15 protein-coding genes and 1 pseudogene are annotated in these 20319 nt (G+C 58.7%); 10 read left to right on the top strand and 6 right to left on the bottom strand.

Features of this window, described 5'->3' with window-relative positions:
- The first annotated feature begins 2 nt into the window (after positions 1 to 2).
- Genes DEIPR_RS14600 through DEIPR_RS08395 form a run of 5 tightly spaced genes read left to right on the top strand, consistent with a single transcriptional unit; the run spans position 3 to position 5953 of the window.
- On the top strand, positions 3 to 668 hold the full coding sequence (locus DEIPR_RS14600; RefSeq protein WP_013615401.1) for a LexA family protein: 666 nt from the start codon (positions 3 to 5) through the stop codon (positions 666 to 668).
- Positions 661 to 897 (top strand): helix-turn-helix domain-containing protein, encoded by a 237-nt coding sequence (locus DEIPR_RS14885; RefSeq protein ID WP_083801559.1) that lies wholly within the window; start codon positions 661 to 663, stop codon positions 895 to 897. The genes DEIPR_RS14600 and DEIPR_RS14885 overlap by 8 nt, the downstream gene beginning before the upstream one ends.
- Positions 898 to 951: 54 nt before the next feature.
- On the top strand, positions 952 to 2913 hold the full coding sequence (locus DEIPR_RS08405) for a site-specific DNA-methyltransferase (RefSeq protein ID WP_148231818.1): 1962 nt from the start codon (positions 952 to 954) through the stop codon (positions 2911 to 2913).
- The gene (locus DEIPR_RS08400) at positions 2910 to 5210 is read left to right on the top strand and encodes a DEAD/DEAH box helicase (protein ID WP_083801558.1); all 2301 of its coding nucleotides are present in this window, start codon (positions 2910 to 2912) and stop codon (positions 5208 to 5210) included. Before DEIPR_RS08405 ends, DEIPR_RS08400 begins: the two co-directional genes overlap by 4 nt.
- A complete protein-coding gene (locus tag DEIPR_RS08395) occupies positions 5207 to 5953 on the top strand; it encodes a hypothetical protein (protein WP_013615397.1) in 747 nt (248 codons plus the stop codon). The genes DEIPR_RS08400 and DEIPR_RS08395 overlap by 4 nt, the downstream gene beginning before the upstream one ends.
- A gap of 22 nt (positions 5954 to 5975) precedes the next feature.
- Here the strand turns inward: DEIPR_RS08395 and DEIPR_RS08390 are convergent, their stop codons facing one another.
- The 6 genes and pseudogenes from DEIPR_RS08390 to DEIPR_RS08365 all read right to left on the bottom strand — a co-directional run bounded on the left by DEIPR_RS08390 (position 5976) and on the right by DEIPR_RS08365 (position 11823).
- Positions 5976 to 7463 (bottom strand): TniQ family protein, encoded by a 1488-nt coding sequence (locus tag DEIPR_RS08390; protein ID WP_083801557.1) that lies wholly within the window; start codon positions 7461 to 7463, stop codon positions 5976 to 5978.
- Positions 7426 to 7788 carry a hypothetical protein gene (locus DEIPR_RS08385; protein WP_169310683.1) on the bottom strand — a complete coding sequence of 121 codons (363 nt, stop codon included), beginning with the start codon at positions 7786 to 7788 and terminating at the stop codon, positions 7426 to 7428. Before DEIPR_RS08385 ends, DEIPR_RS08390 begins: the two co-directional genes overlap by 38 nt.
- Positions 7789 to 7840: 52 nt before the next feature.
- Positions 7841 to 8543 (bottom strand): annotated as a pseudogene (locus DEIPR_RS08380) (IS1 family transposase).
- A gap of 12 nt (positions 8544 to 8555) precedes the next feature.
- Positions 8556 to 9185: a TniB family NTP-binding protein gene (locus DEIPR_RS08375; protein WP_083801556.1), complete on the bottom strand. Its 630-nt coding sequence runs from the start codon at positions 9183 to 9185 to the stop codon at positions 8556 to 8558.
- A 59-nt stretch (positions 9186 to 9244) separates the two neighbouring features.
- Positions 9245 to 11188, bottom strand: coding sequence for a helix-turn-helix domain-containing protein (locus DEIPR_RS08370; RefSeq protein ID WP_013615395.1), 1944 nt, complete (start codon positions 11186 to 11188; stop codon positions 9245 to 9247).
- Complete coding sequence (locus DEIPR_RS08365; protein ID WP_013615394.1) at positions 11185 to 11823, bottom strand: heteromeric transposase endonuclease subunit TnsA; 639 nt, start codon at positions 11821 to 11823, stop codon at positions 11185 to 11187. Before DEIPR_RS08365 ends, DEIPR_RS08370 begins: the two co-directional genes overlap by 4 nt.
- Before the next feature lie 138 nt (positions 11824 to 11961).
- Between DEIPR_RS08365 and DEIPR_RS08360 the strand changes: the two genes are divergently transcribed.
- From DEIPR_RS08360 to DEIPR_RS08340, 5 genes are all read left to right on the top strand, one after another.
- A complete protein-coding gene (locus tag DEIPR_RS08360; RefSeq protein WP_041222024.1) occupies positions 11962 to 12240 on the top strand; it encodes a magnesium chelatase subunit ChlI family protein in 279 nt (92 codons plus the stop codon).
- 65 nt (positions 12241 to 12305) lie between these two features.
- On the top strand, positions 12306 to 13643 hold the full coding sequence (locus DEIPR_RS08355) for a hypothetical protein (RefSeq protein WP_013615393.1): 1338 nt from the start codon (positions 12306 to 12308) through the stop codon (positions 13641 to 13643).
- Between the two features lie 95 nt (positions 13644 to 13738).
- A complete protein-coding gene (locus tag DEIPR_RS08350) occupies positions 13739 to 15520 on the top strand; it encodes an SLC13 family permease (protein ID WP_013615392.1) in 1782 nt (593 codons plus the stop codon).
- A 90-nt stretch (positions 15521 to 15610) separates the two neighbouring features.
- Positions 15611 to 18340: a BamA/OMP85 family outer membrane protein gene (locus DEIPR_RS08345; RefSeq protein WP_013615391.1), complete on the top strand. Its 2730-nt coding sequence runs from the start codon at positions 15611 to 15613 to the stop codon at positions 18338 to 18340.
- Positions 18341 to 18695: 355 nt separating this feature from the next.
- Positions 18696 to 20276: an Rqc2 family fibronectin-binding protein gene (locus DEIPR_RS08340; RefSeq protein WP_041222022.1), complete on the top strand. Its 1581-nt coding sequence runs from the start codon at positions 18696 to 18698 to the stop codon at positions 20274 to 20276.
- Positions 20277 to 20319 lie beyond the last annotated feature (43 nt).

Genomic DNA, 20319 nt, shown 5'->3' with positions numbered 1-20319 from the left:
CTATGTCCCCCCTGGACCATGCCCCACGCCAACGCGAAATTCTGGAGCAGGTTGCGGCCCTTGAAGCAGCACATCAACCTGTCACTACTCAGAGTCTGACTCATGCCCTTTCACTACCTAGACAGAACGTGCGGCAATACCTACTGGCCCTGCGTGATAAGGGCCTTATCCATTACGAAGCCAGTGATCGTCAGCGAGCATTAATTACTCTGACCGAGGAAGGGCGAAAGCTAACGGAACATAGTTATCCCGTACTTGGAACTGTCGCCGCAGGGCATCCCATTCTGGCGGAAGGGGAAATCCAACGCTATGTCACCCGCCTAGAGGATGTCCTTGACCTCAAACCAGGAGATTTCCTACTGCCCGTCTCTGGCGACAGTATGATCGGGGCAGGCATCTTCGACGGTGACCTCGTCGCTATCCGTCCAAGCCAGGCCGAACCCCTCAGAGGTGAAATCGTGCTGGTGCTCCTGCCGGATGTAAGCACCGCTACCCTGAAAAGATGGAACCGACTCAATGGCGTGGTGTCGCTACACAGCGAGAATCCAGCCTACGCGCCCATCGTGGTTCCAGCGACGAGTGTGGAAATTCAGGGCTGTCTCGTAGGGCATGTGGGGACGGGACGTGCGCGGAAATCGTTGCCAATGCCCAGGGTGACTAATGGATAACTGGGAAGATGTGCTCACTGCACAAGAGGCGGGTCATCTACTGGGAATCTCGACTGAGCGAGTATTACAGTATGCCCGCGGGGGACGTCTTTCTCATGTTCGGAAAGGAAAGCAGTATCTGTTTTCCCGCCAAGACGTAGAGCAATTTAAGACAACTATGCAACCGCGAGGTCGGCCTGCCAGACGGGATAATAAATCTTGTGATAACACAAGGATTCGACTAGAATAGGGCGCAGCTAAAAACAGAATTTAGTTGCATATTCTGCAATTAACGGAGAGGTAAATGACCGGACCATCTACACCGCAAGAACAACCTTCACCAGATTTAATTGGTGTTTCAACAGCGCCACTGCTGGCACCAACCAATCAGCTCAACCTTGACCTTCCTGAGTCTGGCATTCGTTTGGAATATCCTGGACGGCTGAGCGTTCGCCGGATTCTTGGAAAGTTACAGCCGCGCAGTCAGAAGATTTTGAAGGAATTTTCTGCGGGGTCGAAACAGGCCAAGTTGGAAAACCTATTGATTGAGGGCGATAATCTTCAGGTCATGGCCTCGCTTTACCGTTATCGCGGCCAAGTCGATCTGATCATCGCTGATCCACCGTATAACACTGGAAACGACTTCCGATACAACGATAGATGGAACGATGATCCCAACGATCCTGATCCTGGGCAATTAGTTACATCAGATGATGGTGCCCGTCACACTAAGTGGATGCGCTTTATGGCCCCCCGCCTAGAGATGATGAAAGCTATGCTTCGCCCAGGTGGAGTATGTGCAGTGTGTATTGACGAACGTGAACTCTTCCGCCTTGGCATGTTGATGGATGACACCTTCGGTGAAAGCAATAGGTTAGCGATCATCAATTGGCAAAAGTCATATTCAGCGAAAAACGACAGTGCTCATGTCTCAACGGCTACTGAGTACGTCCTGGTTTATGCCCGAGTACGTGAAAAAGCGAAAACTGGCCTGCTTGAACGGACTGAATCCATGAATGCACGTTATCGCAGTGTTGACGGTGACCCACATGTGTGGCGCTCTGGTGACCTAGGCGCTAAGCCACATGCCAAACCGGAGGATTATGGTATTCAGTCCCCCTTCACTGGCGTGATTCATTATCCCGCAGGGAATGGCCGTTGGCGACGCAAAAAGTCCGAAATTAAGAAAGCGCTAGAGGCCTATGGCAGTCAATATGTTGAGATCGCCGATCCAAATTCCACACTTCCATCACTCGTATTGAAGGGGACTTCCCTACTCAACGGTAAGCTGGAAACCCCTCCAGAAATCGTGGCTAAAGCTGCCAAACGAGCACATCACTTCCGAGAAACAGAAATTTGGCCTGAGGTCATCTTTTTGAGTGATGGTCTGGGACGACCCAGTTTGAAGCGTTATCTCAAAGATGTGAAGCAGGGCAAGGTGCCGCTGACCTTCTGGGCTGATGAAGAGTACGAAGAACCACTTACCTTGGGAAGTCAATCTTGGGTTCATGCAGAGAGTGGACATAGTCAGGCGGGGATTACTGAACTCGCTGAAATCATCGGTTCAAGACATGGTTTTGAGACGGTCAAACCACTCAAATTGATCACCAAGATTATCCAGTTGTGGTGTCCGTCTAATGGACTTGTGCTTGATCCGTTCGCTGGGTCAGGTACGACAGGTCATGCCGTTCTGAAGATGAATCATGACACTGGTAGCAGTCGCAAGTTCATTCTGATTGAGCAGAGTCGTCCTGAACGCGGCGATCCCTATGCTAGAACACTAACAGCCGAGCGCTTGAAGAGAGTGATTTCTGGCAAGTGGGCTAAAGGTAAACAGCCACCACTTGCAGGGGGCTTCACTTTCAAGACTAGCTGTAAACAGATTGACCATGATGCGGTACTTGCCATGCAGAGAGAGGAGATGGTTGATCTCATCCTGATGTCACACTGGGACAACAAAAACCGCAAAGGCCCTATGCTAGAGACGTTAACTCACAAAGGCTATAAATATCTTGTAGCTAAGGATATCAGCAACAATGGGTACTTCCTCGTCTGGGACGGCCCCCACGCTAAGACGCCTCTGTCAGTAAGCATCATGACTGATATCATCAAAGAAGCTGCCGATGAGGGACTGAAGCAGCCTTACCATGTGTACGCTCGCACTTCGCACCTGATGGCTAAGAACATCATTTTCTACCAGATTCCGGATGAAATCCTACGTCGCATAGGGTTCCACGAAGACATTTCAGACGAGGTTCAGGAGTGATCGAGCTTTTTCAATTCCAACAGGCTGCCGCAGACACCATGGCGCAACGATTCCACTCATTCATTCATGACCCCGAACGACCTCGTCAGAAGGGTTATGGTGCTTTGCCCTTCTATCAGACTCTACAGGCACTCACGGGTGCGGGCAAAACTCCTATTTTGGCGGAAGCTGTTGCTCAAATGCGCCAAAGCCAAGCGATTGAGCCAATAGTCCTGTGGGTGTCCAAGGCCAAAGTCGTAGTGGATCAAACCTTTGTAAATTTCACAGATGGTGGAAAATACCATCACTTGCTGGAGAGTTTCTACGTCTCGCCGCTGAGTAACTGCGATCCAAAGTTGATTGATGATGATTCTACAGCGCTTTTGCTACTTGGTACCGTTGCCACGTTCAACAGTAAGGAACGGGGAGAAAGGTTGATCTTTGGGGCACAGGTTGACAGGGGCGGCCCCTCGCTATGGGAACGCCTCATTGAGCGTAAAACGGCGCAGGGCTATCGCCGTCCCCTACTCATCATCTACGACGAGGGGCATAACCTTTCTGATCAACAAGCCAACCTTCTAATGGAACTCAAGCCTGACGCCATCGTTCTGGCTTCAGCTACACCGAAACTCCCTGGAAAAATGGGGGAAATCGTCGAATTACTAACTCGTAATGGTTACTCTAATGAAGACTTTAGGACGGTAGTGGACAGCAAAGCCGTACTAGATGCTCAACTGGTTAAACGAGAGATTCACTTAGGAGGGTATGCCACTGCTGAGGAGCTTGCCATTGCTGCAATGATTGAAGATCATGCAGCACTGCAGGCAAAAGCCGAAGAATTGTACTTGAACTTCTCTCCGAAGTGCATTTACGTTTGCAAGACCAACATCAAGGGCGATGAACTTAAGCCTTTTACTTCACGGGAAGCACCACCAATTAGAATATGGCGCTATTTGGTCAACGAATGCGAAATAGATCCGCGAAAGATAGCTGTTTATTGCAATCTTGACGTGAACCGTGCTCATCCCCTGCCGGATGAATTCATTCTCTTTCGAGGTGGCGAAAACGACTATGCCGATTTCATTGAGGGGGACTACGAACACATCATTTTTAACCTGAGCCTACAGGAAGGTTGGGATGATCCAGAATGCTATTTCGCCTATATAGACAAGAGTATGGGCTCAGAAACCCAGATTGAGCAGATCATTGGACGGGTGCTCAGACAACCGGGAAGTAAACATTATCCTGACCCACGCCTCAACGCCTGCGGCTTTTATATCCATGTAGATGAGGCAGGCGTATTTATGGATATGCTCAAACAGGTTAGGTTGAAACTAACAAACGAGATGCCATCCATTGAAATTAAAGCCACAGGTGGAGATAGGCGTACCCTACAGCTTCAGGAAGCCCGTGAAGAAGTCGTTCTCCCAACAGTAATGCTTGACATGCAACCTGCCGCCGACTTCGTCATGCAAGCCATTGACGACGTTCGTATCTATGATCGTGATAATGAAGCCAGTGGGCGTGTTGCTCGTGTTACCCAGGAAGTAGGTGAGGCCAGCGAGATCGAGAGGGTCATTTGGACTGAACAGGGCAATGCGATGGCCGTTCCTGTGAGATGGCTCTTCACTAGATTTGTTAACCGCCAGTATCCTGACGCTCTGGCGGTGTGCGACCTTTCGGATGCCAAATTTGCAGCCAGAGTGCAGATTGGCAGCCGAGCAGCAAAGCAAATAGAGCAAGATGCCCAGAATGTGGTGGAAGTTTTCTTAGAACATGTCCGTATTTCCACTTTACCTGGCCTGCACTCCGAAATTCCAATGGTTTACACTGATACCACTAACGCTAATACTTTCATTCATTCCATTCATCCATCCTACAGTGGGTTAAATGAGATGGAACTCCAGTGTGCCCAGGCTCTTGATAACCTCGGATGGCCTTGGTGCCGAAATCCAGAAAACGGCGGTTATGCCCTTCCTCTACTAGAACCTGGCACCAGTAGGCGGTTTTTCCCGGATTTTATCGTGTGGACGGAGGATGCTATCTGGCTAATTGATCCCAAAGGGGATCACCTCATCAAGCAGGACGCAGGCAAAAAAATCATGGCTCTAGAAAGTGCCGTTTCGGAGAAACCTATTCACGTCTGCTTGATCACTCTCGGTGAATGGGACAAGACCTTCAACAAACGTAATAACACTGGAGTTACAGCTTGGCGGCTTCGCGCGGGACTGATTGGGCCGGAGCGGTTCCCTGACTTTGCCACCCTGCTGGAATCTCTTGTTGGGTTAAAGAGTAACGTGCTACAACCTGAAGCATGACTATCCAGACTGAAACGGTGCAAGTGAATGGGGAACAGCGTAAACTGTACCGCTTCAATCTGCAGGACTCCGAGCAAAAAGCTCTCTACGAGCATGCTAAGCAGCAGGGACTTGCCAAAGCACCTTACACCCATGCTGCTGATCCCGGAGGTCAGCAGCGTCCTTTGATCGTCATTGAGGCACGGCAGATTCTCGGCACTACTGCAGATGCCTTTACAGCCCAGATTCTTCGGGAACAGCTTCCCGAGGAGATTGAAGTTGTCCGCTACGATGACATTAGAACTGACAACTTTGAGCGTAATGACCTGTTTGACATCCAACTCAAGCGTGGCGACACAGAGAAAATCGTTGAAGTGCGCTCCTCTATCGCACTGTTTCTGCCTACGCCAGCTCGGGTGATCCCCCAGTTCAGGCTCCTTGGCTGGTACTCCACGGCTAACAAATCTGGTGAGGAGAAGAGGGACTATTATTTCCAGCCCGTTTTCATCCTAAGGGATCGTACGCTCGCTACGGATGCGAACGCCCGTACTTTTCCTTCCAAGTCTTCCCATTACTTCGAGCAAGGTTACATTGACCTTTACATGTTGGGTTGCGCTACTCGCAAAGATCTTGAAGACAACGGTAAAGAAACTTCTGAAAAAGAACTGCTCCAGACCGATGCCGTGTATCAGACATTGAAACTTAATCAGACTCGTACTGCGGATGACCTGATTTCCATTATCAAGAAAGATTTTGGCTATTAATCCTTGGTGTTTTCTCACGCCTTCACTTTCTAGAGTTTCTTCCTCTTTTTGCCCTCCGTCCCAACCGCGAGTGACTCACTCCCCGTCGATAAATCCACAATGTTGTTGCATCAGGGCGCTTGCCAATTTGAGCCTCAAACCAGTCGGCTAACTGCTCATTGCTTAGCCGCTCGGGGGAAGAGTCAATTAGGGCGCGTAAATCCCGTTCCTGCTCCGCATTCAGTAGCCTCTTACGGCGCAGTTCCCGCCCTCGCCGCACGTCCATCAGCGACTCTGGTCCAACCGCGTTGTACTTAGTCACCGTGTTATGCACAAACTGCCAGCTCAGCCCTAACTTCCGGGCCACTAGCAGCTTTTGCGGCTGCTGCATGTAATGCCAGATTACTGTCCAGCGCCGTCTTTCAATCTCTGTTGGGGCGGCATCCCGGCAAGCCGCAATCTCAGCCAAACTCAGGTGCGGCACCAGTGGAGTCACCTTATAGGCCCGCCGTCCATTCGCCTGACTGAACTGTTCAGCTACTACGTCATACCAGGAAGGAATCTGAGGCATGTTGGCCACCAGGGGCCTGCGGGTCAACCCCGCCTCCCTGACCACTCCTGAAAACCGCCAGGGCCATTCCTGTACCAGATAGGCTAGCCGCTCCATCAAAGCCCGCCTACCAGCCAGGGAGAAGTCCTCAAAGGAGCGGTTGCGCCGCTGTGGATACTCCGGGGCATCTGGCAGGTCTTTCAGTGCCTCGCGCACTTCAGGGAGCATCAGTACCGAAAGCAACTGATGAAGCACGTCAAAGCCCTCCTGAGCATGTACTTCACTCAGACCGTCCCATTCCAGCACTCCGGTACGCAGGCCCCGCAGCATTCGTCGCTCCAGATCAACAACGGCAGGACAACCCACTTCCGGTGTCACGTCTGTAAGCCGCTCTCCGCACTGGGGACACCAGGCGAAGGGTAGCTCCAACTCCAGATAACCGTTCCGTCCTGCCCCCAGGTCATTCAGATGGGGCGCAAATGGATGGTGACACTGTGGGCAGGCATCAAGCAGAGCTGTTCCGTGACTTGAGCAGACCACCACGAAGGACATTCGCCAGGAGAGGCGTAGATGTGGATGGATATCTTCAGTCAGACAGAGTGGGCAATACAGCGAACCAGAGCGTGAGGCCCGGTAGCCCCGCTTTGCCAGCGGAAGAAGCCACCTTACCGAGCCTTGCGGCTCCAGCCGCTCGAAGAGTGTACCTGCATACTGGCTCAGTACCAATTCTTGAAGGCGCTCTGATGCAATACCTGTCCCAGCTTCAAGACGGCTAGACAGTTCAGGCGAGAGCAGCCGATCCCGGTCATGCACCCAGAAGTTCGCATCCCCTGTGAGGTACGTCGTGATGTAACTGAGGCGCTCAGCATTGGCGTATGCCGTCCTGATCAGCCAGGACGACAGGCTTTCCCCTGGTTTTGGCTGTGGGTGTCCAGGTAGGCGCTCAACGGTCATCGCCATCCGACTCATCGTCCGTTTCATCTTCAGAGACTGCACCCAGCTCCCTGATACGCGCCTGATAGTCCAGCTTCACGTCCATCCCATATTCAGCAGCACTGGCCGCCTGGTCACGCAGATCTGGTGGCAGCCGGTCGAGGCGCAGAAGAAGTTTAGCCGTGATTCGTTCCTCGCCACTGATGACAGCTTCCTCAAAGGCCAACACAAGGAGGTTCTTCAATTCACCAATGTTCCGGTTCGACATTGAAAGCAACAGGGGAGCCAGTTGCTCACTTGCTAGACCGGAACCCCTTCTCAAAGGCATCAGGGCCTCGAATGATGTAAGGAGCTGCAAGTAATCACGGTTCAACTCCCATTTCGGCAAAACCATCGGTGGAAATCGGTTCTGGGTAGTGGCTGCATCAACGTGACAAGTTGTATCGGTGGAAGGCCAGAGTCAGGCTGGCTTCGAGCATTTCGTCCGTCTTCGAGAAAGACAACGACTTACGAACAAGCCGACCCAGCCGCTGTCTCAGCGTGCAGTTCAATCGTTCGACATGATTCGTTTCTCCCTTCCGGGTTAGCCGCTTTTACCCCCAAGAGCGGTTCATCGTAGGCTCGCCACAGATCGGTGCAAAACGTCCCTTTCAGTCGCTGCTCAAGGGACAATGGTAAGCGTTCCCAGAGCTTGAACGCTGTTTGCTCACTGCGGTCACCCAATACCCAGGCCAGCACCCTGCGGGTGCTGCGCTCCAGGGCAATCCAGATCCACCTCGTCTGTTTTTCTTGGCAACGAAGGTCCACATTTCATCCAGCTCAATGACCACTTCTTCTGGAGGTGTCATGCAGACTGTACCAGTCTGCATCACTTCACGGGCCCCTTTTTTATCCACCGGATCACGGTGTTGCGGTGAACACCAAAGACGCGCTGTACTCCTCTCAGACTCATCCGCTCGTGGACAGCATCAAGAATTTGTTGCCGGGTCGCTTCACTGTGCGCTATAGGGCGGGCCTCCGGGTGGAAACGACGGCCACAACCCTTACATAAGTAGGTCTGGGTGTCCATTTTTTGGCCTTCCCATTTTTGACAGTGTGTGTGCTTTGACAGGCTGGGCACTCCGGCATCCTGTCAGTAGATCACGTTGGTACAGCCACTACCCGGTTCTGAAGCTGTGGGTCACTGCGTAGGGCTGTTAATGCCTGATACGTTCCGGTCAGAACAATGGGCCGCCTGAGTCCGTTACTCAAACCTTTCAGCGCGTTGTACATCTGCTGCCGCTGATTCGCCTGACCAGTCAGTGAGTTATTGAACTCATCAAGGATCAATACACGCACCTGAAGCCCTTGCAGGAGACGTTCTACCTGAATCAGCTTGGCATCTTTACCATTTGGTACCCGCGTCGTGGGCCGTAGCTTCTTAAGGATGTGGGCATACAGGCGTTCCTCATCACCACTTGGCGGGGTGTCCAGTAACACCACAGGCATCTTCACGCCATCACTCAGCGGGTCATCCACATCCGGATGCAGTTCCTTGAAGCGCTCTACGATGCTGGTTTTGCCATTATTCGTCTCTGTGACCACCAGTAGATTCGGGGGACGTGTGACCTCAGGGTAGTCATAGAGTCGCTCTAGTTTCGCCAACACCGCCCTGGCCTTCGGATATCCGATCCAGAGTCTACCCCGGAAAAATTCGATGCGTTCACCGTCATCTGCGTCCAGCCTCTGTGCTGCAGCCGCCACCAGCGCCCCTTTTCTCTTATGTGTCACCTGACATACCCCTTTCGGTTACAGTGTAGACTGAAAAGGCATTTTGTTCCAGTCGGAATCTAGGTATCAATATCGTCAAAGGGCTGAATATCTCCAAGATCACTGAAGACGCTTAGAGCTGGGCGCTTGGTGGACAGCTTCGGCTTGGCTACGCTGTCTGTGGCTTTAGGGGCCCGTGCCCGCTGCCGACGACGTTCCTCCTCGCGCCGGGTATGCTTGGTTTGCTCCTCTTCACGTTCAGCCACACGGCGCATTAACTGATAGGCATTCATGATCGTGCGGGTGTCCTTGACCTCCAGCCCCTGTGCCTTTCCAAACCTCTTGGCAGCACGCATTTCCCAGATGCTAATACTCGGAAAATCTGGTTGGATACACCGCACTGGAAAGTACCGATTCAGCTCTGGGTCAAGGAAATACACTTGACTGATATCCGTCGGGTCGTAGCGAAAAGTGAACACTCTCGAGCGGTTGATACGTTCCGGGTCCTTCGCCTTGATATAAGCGTGCAGAACCGGGTCCTGATAAACCATTCCCTCATTGCGAACCCCTTCACGTTGCACCGTCGCCTCGAAAAATGGAAGGAGATCCATCTTGAGTCGCTCAGCCCGGTCACCCATGAACATGGCTGGTAGTCCTGTTGGCGGACGTTCTTCGGTACCTTCAAGCAGACCTTGCTCCCACTTTTCGATAGGAGTCATGCCAATTTTAGAGTGCTGTCTGTTGTGATAAGCCCCAAGCAGAAAAGCGGTGAGCCAAACCTGTAGCCCCTCAAAAGTCATGACCGCTTTGGCCTCGGAGTCATATTTGCCCCGCTCAGCAATATTGCTGAATGTTGTTCCTGGGAGGCTATGCAGCTCCACGGCCACTGTCCCAAGAATACGTTCGATGTGACTCCCGTATTCTGGACGAAGTACAGGCCGAAATTCCTGGTCAATGGCGTACTGCGCACAGGTGCGGTGGAGCATCTCCCCCCAGAACTCCCGCCCGTTATCCACCATGAATTTGACCGGCTTCCCCCAGCAGGGCCAATCAATCTCTAATTCATCCTCGGAGAGTTCTTCCAAGACCCGTTTAACGTCTTCACGGTGTCGGGCCAGCCACAGGTTTTTGGGCAAAATGGCATGTGTCAATGCTTGACCCACTGAATAGGCACTTGGAGGATCAAGGGAGATATGAAAACCAAGGACTACCCGGCTGAATACGTCCATGATTAGGGTAATCCAGGGACGACCTGCCATCGGTTGACGGTGAATACTATCCACCAGTTTGATGTCCAACTGGGTATGATCAGCCTGCACTACAGCAAGGGGATAAGTCGCCCCTGGATAGTGCGCGGTAATTGGGTCTGCACGCTTGGCCGCACCCTCACCGTAACGCCGACTCACACGTTTGCGTTCCGAAGTCTGGTAAATCCGGCGGCGGAATGTCTGATAGGTAGGGGCCACCACTTCCGGCTCACCCTCAGCACGGTTCCTGTTCATGGTCTGGATCTCCAGCAGCAGCGTCCGGTACACCTCGGTCATTGTGGGCCGCTGGGAAGTCAGGTAGCGGCGATCAATTAACCGCTGCATGACCTGTTCCACCTCTTCTGACAACCTTCCCTTTCCAGCATCACTGCGGCGTTGGTGAACCAGACTGTCGAAATCACCTGATTCATAATTCCTGATCCAACGGTAGAGTGTCGCTGGACTACAGTTCAGTTCCTCGGCACGCTGTACCACATCACGGCGCTTCCTTAATGGCCCAAGCTCCAGCAGCGGCCTGATCGCATCTAAGCGCCGCTGGGCTTGCTGAAAAATAACCTGATTTTTTTGGGAATCAACAGTACGTACAGGGCGGGTGCTTTGCCCTGCGTCAAGAGGTACCAGCTCTGCAATGGGGGCTGTAAAGATCTCTCCATTACGGTCACGCAGTTGCGCATCGTGCAAGGAGATGCTGCGAACTACACGGCCTTCCCGACCTTGCCAGGTTACCCACTGATCACTTTTCAGCGTTAGCGTCATGGAGTCCTCCAGATCACACTATCCATACTGAGCCGTTCTTGAAGCGAGAGCTGAATCTCGCCAGAGGCCACCAGGTACCAGAACGCAGGTAGCAGAGTTCCCTTACGGGCTAGAGGTAGAGAAGCGAAAATGGCACGTGGGGTTGTACGACCATCTACAGCTTGTCTCAGAAATGCTAGGTCTTCAGCTTGGAACTCCCGATTTGGGTCAAGAAATTGGCGTAGAAAAGTAATGTTATCCAGCGTTATGCCGCGAATGGTCCGTTCCGTGGTGGTACTAAAACGCCAGCCCTGCTCACGAGCGTAAGCACGCGCTGCTTGAAACCGTAAGCGGTACTCCAGAGGGTTTTCGCGCAGTTGCTCAACATGCTTGACCTCGAACAAGCAGGGATACTGTCCATCCCGGTAATAGACCAGAGTATCCGGTACATAACTTTTCTTGCGTCCGTTACTGCCTTGATAGGACAACCTCACTGGCTGAGGAAAAAACTTTTCGACCTCGGAAGAGAATTGCAGCAGGTAATAGAAATCTCTCTCCAACGTGGACTCAAATTCGGCGTTACCGCCAGCTTTAGGCGCGAAAATTCTGCCACGATTTCCACGGTGCCCCCGCCTGATTTTCCTGACAGCTTCCATCTGTCCTCCAGTCTCAAATAATCTGGTAAATCTATAATCCAGTCTCAAATAATATTATATCCCAGTCGCACTGATCCTGTATGAAAGTGAGGGAAAAGGGCTTATCAGTCGCGATCAACGTGTGTTTCGACAGCGCAGGTGCGGGCGCGGGTGCTGGCGGCCCGTGGGCGGATGCAGGAGCGGCAGGGCGCACGCAACGCCGACCTGGTGGGCCAGAGCCTGCAAGCGGCCGCCGCGCTAGACGCCGGCCCCGAGAGCTTCATGCGGGCGGCGGCCCGGCAGCTCAGCCTGACCGGACGCGGCTACGACCGGGTGCTGCGGGTGGCCCGGACAGTGGCCGACCTGGCCGGAGCCGAGCGCATTGCCGAAGCCCACATTGCTGAAGCGCTGACCTTCCGCCCGCGTGAGCTGGCCTGATCCGGCATGCCGCTGGCCGGATGTGCAAAAGTTCTCTCCGCACCTTGCTAAGCTGAGCGGCAACGATGATTCGTATTGGGCCGACCTTAGAAGAACTGGGCATCACGAGTAAGCCCGAAGCCACCCTCAGCCGGGAGGACGCCTTCTTCGTGCTGGTAGACGACCTGCTCATCTACCGCGACGCCCGGATTCTGCGCCGGGTCAGCCTGCGTGACCTGACCCGGATTCACAGCGACGACAGCGGCACCCTACGGGTCGAGACTCCAGCCGGCACGGCGCTGAGCGCCAGCCTGCTGGGCTTCGACCCGGACGAGGTGCAGCCCTTTTTCCTGCGGGTGCGTGACGCCACCGCCTACGCCAAGGCCCAGGCCCGGCGGGCGCAGGACCGTGAGCGTGGCGAGGCGGCGCCGTCTCCCTTTGCGCGGGTGCCCCGGGCGCAGCCGACAGAGGCCCCCTCCCCGGCGCCCGTTTCAGCGCCAGTGGTCCAGGCGGACATGCCCCCGGCCGCGCCGCCTGCCGAGGAATTCGAGCCTTACGCCCCTTACGAGCAGCCGCGCACCCTGGCCGGGCGGCTGGGCTCGGTGGTGCGGGTCATCAAGCGCCGCCCCGAAGCGCCGCAACAATCCGGGCCGGACGGGCACACTCCCGGGCTGGAGGAAAGCCTCTCCGGGCCGCAGCCGGTCCCCGAACCCGCGCCGCGCCAACCTACACTTCAGCAGATTGCACCGCAGCCCAGTCCAGCTCAGGCGCCTTCCTCGCCCGGTGCTGCACCTGCTCCCGGCTCCGGCTCCGGCACTGGGCACCCTGGTGTTGGCGGCCTTGGCGCGGCCGGCCGTCCCGAGGCTGTCGCTCCGGTCCCTGTCCAGCCTGCATCTGCCCAGCCCGTAACTGTCCAGCCCGCACCTGCCCGCCCCTCGACTGCTCCACCCTCATCGGCTCGCCCCTCGCCGGTCCAGGCCGAGCGGCCTGCCAGCGTCAGCATGGACGAGGCGCTGCGGCCCATGCCGGCTGCTGTGGAGGATGCTCCAGGCAGTGAACGGCCCAGCAGCGGGCCTGTCCCGGCTCCAGACCCGGCTCCAGACCCAGACCCAGCTCCGGCCGACAGGCACTCTGGTGCCGGCGGCCTGCTGGCCCGGCTGAATCCGGCCGGCACTCCTGACCTGCGGGTCTGGCCGCCTCGGCTGCGGCTGGTGGCGGGCCTGTTGGTGCTTACGGCCCTGGTTCTCACGGGCTACTACCTGCTCAACGGCGCTGTGGCAGCGGGCCTGTGGCTGCTGGCAGCGGGTGTAGCCGGGGGGGTGTTCCTGTTGGCCGCTGCCGACGTGGTGCAGGTGCTGGCTGCCCAGTTGGGCGCGGCCACGCCGCCGCAACCGGGCGCAGCCGGGGAGCACGGCGAAACCTGAGGGCTTTTGCCCGGGCGCAGTACGCGGCAGACACCGTATTTGGCCCAGGTGCAGGAGTTCTGGACCGCCCTGTAAATGCTCTAGACTGACCCGCAATGGAACCCGTCAGCATCATCCTGATTTTGTTGGTCCTGGTGCTGGTCCTGTTTGCGACCGAGTGGGTTCCGGTGGATGTCACCGCCCTGCTGCTGCTGGCCGCGCTGATGCTGACCGGCCTGCTGGACCCCGACGAAGCCCTGGCCGGGTTCGGGGACCGCACCGTGCTGACGCTGGCCTCGCTGTTCGTGCTGGCGCAGATGCTGCTGCGTACCGGCGTGATTGGCTGGATGGTCCAGCTGCTGACCGGCGCTCCCGGCCGCCGAGGTGCCCAGCCGCCCGCGTCCGGGGTCAGTCTGATTCGCCGGCTGCTGGGTGGAGTCACGGCCGTCAGCACCGTGACCAGCAATACCGCCACCACCGCCGTCTTTTTGCCGGTGATGCACGCCCTGGCGCGGCGCACCGGCGTGCCCGCCAGCCGAGTGATGATGCCGCTGGCCTTCGCGTCTATCCTGGGTGGCTCGGTCACATTGATCGGCACCAGCACCAATCTGGTGGTGTCGGGCTTCTTGCCCGAACTGGGGCTGGAGCGACTGGGCTTTTTCGAGCTGGCCTGGGTGGGGGTGCCGGGGGCCATCGCAGGGCTGCTGTACCTCTTTTTCGTGGCGCCGCGCCTGCTGCCCGAGCGCGACTCGGAAATGGAGCAGGAGGTGCGGGCCTATATCTCCGACCTCACCATCGTGGAAGGCAGTCCCTTGATCGGGCAGACTCTGGCGGGGGCCGCGCTGGGCCGCGACCACGGCCTGACGGTGGTGGCGGTGCGCCGTGATGGCCGCACGTTCTACGCTCCGGATGCCAGCTTCGGGCTGGAACTGGGCGACACCCTGGCTGTAGAAAGCGACTCCGAAGGGCTGCTGGCCGCCAAAGCGGGCCTGGGTCTGGTCAGCCGCTCGGAGGAAAAGCTTTCGCTGAGCGGGCTGGAATCGGAAGTGCGGCTGGTCGAGGCGGTGGTGATGCCCGGCAACGAACTGATTGGCCGCACCCTGCGCGAGTCGCGCTTCCGTGAGCGCTATGGCCTGAGCGTGCTGGCGCTGCACCGCCGCGAGAAGACAGTGGAGCGCCTGGGGAACCTGCGCGTGCGCGGCGGCGACGTGCTGCTGATTCAGGGCACCGAGTCGCGGCTGCGTAGCCTGGGCGACACCTTCGCCGTGCTGGCCGACCTGACCGAACAGCAGCGCGACGGCTCCAAAGCCCCGCTGGCCGCTGCCATTTTCGTAGGGGCGCTGCTGCTGTCGGGCCTGGGCCTGGTGCCGCTGGTCACGGCCCTGATTGCGGCTGTGGCACTGGCGCTGGCGCTGCGGCTGCTCAGCCCAGCCGAGGCTTACCGCTCTATTGAGTGGCCGGTGCTGATTCTGGTGGCGGCCATGCTGGCGTTCGGCGGAGCGTTTCAGTCCAGCGGCGCGGCCGAGATGATTGCCGGCTGGCTGGCCGGCGTCCTGCAGCCGCTGGGCGGGCTGGGGGCGCTGGCCGGCGTGTACCTGTTTACCCTGCTGCTCACCCAGCCGATGAGCAATCAGGCGGCGGCCCTGGTGATGTTGCCGCTGGCGGTGGGCGTGGCCGGGGCGCTGGGCTATGACCCCCGGCCCTTTGCAGTCACGGTGGCGCTGGCGGCCAGCAACTCATATCTGACACCGCTGGAACCCAGCTGCATGCTGGTCTATGGCCCTGGACACTACCGCTTCACGGACTTTTTGCGGGTGGGCGGGGGGCTGTCGCTGATTACTTTCGTGCTGACCCTCCTGATTGTGCCGCTGGTGTGGCCGCTGGCCGGCGCAAACTGATGCCAGACTGATGCCAGCTTCACAGTTTTCACTCCCCATTCACGCTGATATTCATCTTTTCTTGATGGGGTGTGGCAGACTGTTTCACATATGCGAACCCAGACGCTGATGTTGACCCTGGCCCTGAGTGCTTCTGCACCGGCCCTGGCCCAGACGGCTGCTCCCGTGCAGGCGCCCGCTCCCGCAGCTCAGCCGGCTGCGCAGCCGGCCGGCACCGTGTCGGAAGTCGTCGTGAACGGCACCACCGAGCTGCTGGCCAACTTCGTGCGCGCCACCCTGAGCGTGCAGCCGGGCACCCCGGTCGCCAGCGTGAACCTGGAGCAAGTGCGCCAGAGCGTGCTGAACTCGGGCTATTTCTCGGCGGCCACCCCCCGCATCGAGCAGCGTTCAGGCCGCAGCGTGCTGGTCGTGGATGTGGTGCCCAACGCCACCATCGGCACCGTGGAAGCCACCGGCCTGACCTTCCTGTCGGCCGACGCCTTCAAAAAGAGCATTGCCGACCTGCTGAACATCGCCCCTGGCGCTGCGCTGAACACTGCCCGCCTGGAGCAGGCCCGCAAAGCCCTGCTGGACAACTACCGCTCGGAGGGCTACCCCTTCGTGCCCACCGTGAACGTGCAGACGGCACCCGCCAACGACGGCACCGTCACCGTGCGCTTCCTGGTAGACGAAACCGCGCCTATCCGCGCCGTGCGGATTCAGGGCGTGTCGCTGCTGGAGCGCTCCCGCGTCGAGAACATCTTCCGTCCGCTGCAGCAGGCCGGCAAGTTCACCCCCGAGGCTTACTACCGCGCCGTGTCGCAGGTGCAGGCCCTGTATGAAGAAGCCGGCTACCTGCACGCCGGCGTGGAAGTCGCCAAGACTACCCTGGAAGGCGGCCTGCTGACCGTGCAAGTGGTCGAAGGCCGCGTGGCCGCGCTGGACACCAGCAACCTGGGCAACGTGGACCCGGCCGTGCTGCAGTCCTTGCGGACCCGCCCCGGTCAGCCGGTCCGCGCCGAGGACCTGCAGGCGGACGTGCGTACCCTGGCCAACCGCACCGGCAAGCCCGTGGGCTTCGCCCTGCAGGCCAACCCCCAGAACCTCAACCAGGTGGCCGTGTACTTCGGCAGCGCCAACGTGGTGACCGCGCCCATTCAGCGCATCGAGATTCGTGGCAACACCCTGATTCCCACCGAGCAGCTGCGCTCGGCGCTGACCATCAAGGAAGGCGACGTGTTCAGCCCCCAGCTGGCGCAGGACAACTTTGTGCGCCTGCGTGACCTGTACCGCGCCCAGGGCTACGAAATCAGCACCCGCGACGCTGTGCAGTTCGAGAATGGCGTGCTGGCCCTGAACATCCGCGAAGTGAAGCTGGCCGGCTACGAGCTGAACTGGCAGGGCGACCACCGCACCGAAGACCGCGTGATTCTGCGTGAACTGCCCAAGCCCGGCGGACTGTTCAATGCCCAGGAACTGCGTGAAAGCCTGGCCAACATCAGCCGCCTGGGCTACGTGCAGCTGGTCAGCCAGGAAACCCGTGTGGACCCCCAGAACCCCGAAGCCGTAACCTACGTGCTGACCGTGGCCGAGGCCGATACCGGCATTCCTCTGCAGCTGTCGCTGGGCTATGACAGCCTGCAGGGTGGCTGGAACGGCGAAGTGGGTTACAGCAACCCCAACGTGTTCGGCCTGGGCCACAACGGCGCCGTCAGCCTGGGCGCTCAGCAGAACGACGCCGGCCAGAACTGGTTCGGCTCGGCCAGCTACACCATTCCCTGGCTGGACCTGGACTTCCTGGATTTCCGCGAGAACCGCACCAGCCTGAGCGCCTCTATCGGCAGCAACGTGGGTGCCAACCAGACCATCTTCCAGGAACGCGACGACCCCAACGGCAGCGGCAAGATTCAGCAGGACACCGGCCGTGACTTTACCGTGCGCAACAACTCCTTTGGCGTGGACCTCAGCCGCCGCCTGACCGACGAGCTGTCGGCTGGTGTGGGCGTGGGCGTCACCCAGAAGACCTACTTCCTGGAAGGCAAGATCCGCGACAGCGACGTGCGGACGCCCTACCGCGTGGAAGGCGATACCCAGTACTGGATTGACTGCAACAACACTCCAGTGCAGGCCAAGACGGGCGACACCGCCCTGATCGACCAGCTGCGCCGCCCCTGCGCCCTGACCGATGCTCAGGCTGCCGCCCTGCTGCCCGAAAAGAGCCTGACCACCAGCCTGACCGGCCGCGTGAACTACGACAGCACCAATTCGTTCGCTTTCCCCAGCGAAGGCTGGCGGGCCGACCTGAACGGCGCTTACAACTTCGGCACGGTGGGCGAAGACCGCGTGAACTGGTTCGAGGTGGAGTCGGGTGCCCGCACCTACTTCAGCTTCGGTGACACGGTCCGCAAGGCCAGCGGCGAAGAAACTGCCCAGCAGGTGGTGGCCGTGCGTGCCAATGCCGGCACCACCATCGGCAACACCCCCGAAGGCACCGGCTTCCGCGTGGGTGGGGGCGGCAGCACCGCCTTCTCGCGCCAGCTGCGCGGCGTGGAGAACGGCTCGCTGTTCGGTGCCAACTACTTCACCACCTCGGCCGAGTACCGCCGTGACCTGAACATCAACCTCGGCCCGGCCCGTGGCGTGTACGGCGTGCTGTTCGCCGACGCCGGCGACGCCTGGGACGACAACGACCCCTTCAGCCTGAACTACGGCGTGGGCGCAGGCGTGCAGCTTGACCTGGGCCTGGGCGGCTTCCAGTTGCCCCCGCTGCGCTTCGACTACGGCTACAACCCCCAGACCAGCAACGGCCAGTTCTACTTCCGCTTGGGGAACTTCTGGTAATCAAACGTAAGGCGTAAGCCGCACGGCGAGCAAGGCGAGTATTGACCCAGGGACGGCCCTGGGTCATTTTCGTTCGCTTGGAAAGTTCTGGTAACCGTCCTCAGCGAGCGGAGCGAGTCACGGCGAGGGGCCGCCCCCGAGCCAGCACCCGCCCGCCTGGGGAACTTCTGGTAATCAACCGTAAGGCGTAAGCCGCACGGCGAGTAAAGCGAGTATTGACCCAGGGCCGCCCCTGGGTCTTTTTCGTGGGAAGTAGAAGGCTGAAGTCGAAGGGGCCTTCTGCTGTCGGCTTTTTGCCCTCAGCCCACCGCCCATTCCCCTCAAGCAGGTGCGCCGGGCTCTACAATGTCCCCTTATGGAAGGTTTGATGCTCTCCCGCGTACTGCGCGACCTGGCTGGGGGCCTGCCGGCGCGGGCGCTGGGCTGGGTGTTCCCCGACGAAACCACGGCGGCCCTGCTGCTGGAGGGCATGCCGGCCGGCACCGGCAACCTGGTGCTCAGTTACCGCCCGCCGCAGCCGGTGGTGTACTTTTCGCGTGAGCGCCTCCGCGGCGAGCCGAACAATCCATTTCAGCAGATGGTGGCGAATAAGGTCCGCGGCGACCTGCTGCGCGTAGAGCAGCTGAAGCTGGACCGGGTCTTCCAGCTGCATTTCGGCGGCGAGGAAGGTTTTGTCAGCGTGCCGCCTGCCCGGTTGCTGTTCGAGGTGACTGGCCGCAATGCCAACCTGCTGATTCTGGAAGAAGGCCGTGCGGAAGGGGAGGAAGGGTTCGGGGGCCGGATTCTGCACGCCGCCCGCGAGATTACCCCGGCGCGCAACCGCTTCCGCACCACCCGCTCGGGCGGGCAGTACACGCCGCCGCCCCCATACCAGAAGCTGGACCCGCGCACGCTGACCGTCACGGAGGCCGCGCCCCTTGCCGACCTGCCGCTTTCCCGCTGGCGCGAGCAGGTGGACGGTCTGGGGCCGCTGCTGAGCGCCGAACTGGGCCGCCGTGCCGGCTTTACTGGTGTGCCGGGGCCGGAGCGGTTGCCGCAGGCCCTGGCCGCGCTGACCTCGCTGGTAGATGATCCCAGCGTGTCTGAAGGGGTGATGACCGACGGTGCCCGCGAGGCGGCCCGCACCGAAAAGGCGGCGCAGCTGCGTAAAGAGCTGGTGGGGCCGCTGGACAAGCGCCTCACGCTGCTCACCAATCAGCTGAGCGACGTGACCCGCGCTGAAGAAGGTATCGAGCTGGCCGCCCAGGAACGCACCGAGGCCGATATTCTGATGGCCTACAGCCACCAGGTGCCGGAGGGTGTGGCGGAAGTGACCCTGCCGGACCTGAGTGGCGAGGGCGAAGTGACCCTGACGCTCGACCCACTGCTGAGCGCTGTACAAAACGCCGAAAAACGTTACTCCCGCGCCCGGCGCCGCGAGGACATCTACGAGCGGCTGGCCGAGCGTGAACCGCGCCTGCGTGCCGAGTACGCCGAGGCGCAGGCCCGCGTGCAGGCGCTGGAAACGGCCGGCCTGCGTGAACTGGAAGCCCTGGCCGCGCAGCTGGAAACCGAGAAGCCCGAAAAAGTGCCCTATGGCCTGCGCTTTACCTTGCCCAGTGGCCTGACCGCGCTAGTGGGCCGCAACAACAAGGAAAACGCCACCCTGACCCACCGCATTGGCCGCAGCATGGACTACTGGTTCCACGCGCAGGGCTACGCGGGCAGTCACGTGCTGGTCCGAACCGGCAGCGGGGGCCGCGAGCTTTCGCCGCCCGACATCCTCTACGCGGCCCAGCTGGCCGCCGCCCATTCTAAAGCGCGGGGCAGCTCCAACGTGCCGGTGGACTACACCCGCATCAAGCACGTCTGGCGGCCCAAGGGCGCGGCGGCAGGCAAAGTGAACTACACCGGCCAGAAGACCGTGTTCGTGGACGGCGACCTGCCGGAGGGCTGAGCGCTGCTGCGGCCCGTGCCGTATGGTTCCGGGCGCTGTCAGG

The organism is Deinococcus proteolyticus MRP, assembly GCF_000190555.1.
Lineage (GTDB): Bacteria > Deinococcota > Deinococci > Deinococcales > Deinococcaceae > Deinococcus > Deinococcus proteolyticus.
Note: the sequence above shows the minus strand (reverse complement) of the source record. Positions and strands in the feature narration are given on the sequence as shown.

Excerpts from the sequence above, each read along its gene's own strand:
- DEIPR_RS14600 (WP_013615401.1), top strand. The coding sequence starts at position 3 with ATGTCCCCCCTGGACCATGCCCCACGCCAACGCGAAATTCTGGAGCAG.
- DEIPR_RS14885 (WP_083801559.1), top strand. The coding sequence starts at position 661 with ATGGATAACTGGGAAGATGTGCTCACTGCACAAGAGGCGGGTCATCTA.
- DEIPR_RS08405 (WP_148231818.1), top strand. The coding sequence starts at position 952 with ATGACCGGACCATCTACACCGCAAGAACAACCTTCACCAGATTTAATT.
- DEIPR_RS08395 (WP_013615397.1), top strand. The coding sequence starts at position 5,207 with ATGACTATCCAGACTGAAACGGTGCAAGTGAATGGGGAACAGCGTAAA.
- DEIPR_RS08390 (WP_083801557.1), bottom strand. The coding sequence starts at position 7,463 with ATGAAACGGACGATGAGTCGGATGGCGATGACCGTTGAGCGCCTACCT.
- DEIPR_RS08370 (WP_013615395.1), bottom strand. The coding sequence starts at position 11,188 with ATGACGCTAACGCTGAAAAGTGATCAGTGGGTAACCTGGCAAGGTCGG.
- DEIPR_RS08365 (WP_013615394.1), bottom strand. The coding sequence starts at position 11,823 with ATGGAAGCTGTCAGGAAAATCAGGCGGGGGCACCGTGGAAATCGTGGC.
- DEIPR_RS08355 (WP_013615393.1), top strand. The coding sequence starts at position 12,306 with ATGATTCGTATTGGGCCGACCTTAGAAGAACTGGGCATCACGAGTAAG.
- DEIPR_RS08350 (WP_013615392.1), top strand. The coding sequence starts at position 13,739 with ATGGAACCCGTCAGCATCATCCTGATTTTGTTGGTCCTGGTGCTGGTC.
- DEIPR_RS08345 (WP_013615391.1), top strand. The coding sequence starts at position 15,611 with ATGCGAACCCAGACGCTGATGTTGACCCTGGCCCTGAGTGCTTCTGCA.
- DEIPR_RS08340 (WP_041222022.1), top strand. The coding sequence starts at position 18,696 with ATGGAAGGTTTGATGCTCTCCCGCGTACTGCGCGACCTGGCTGGGGGC.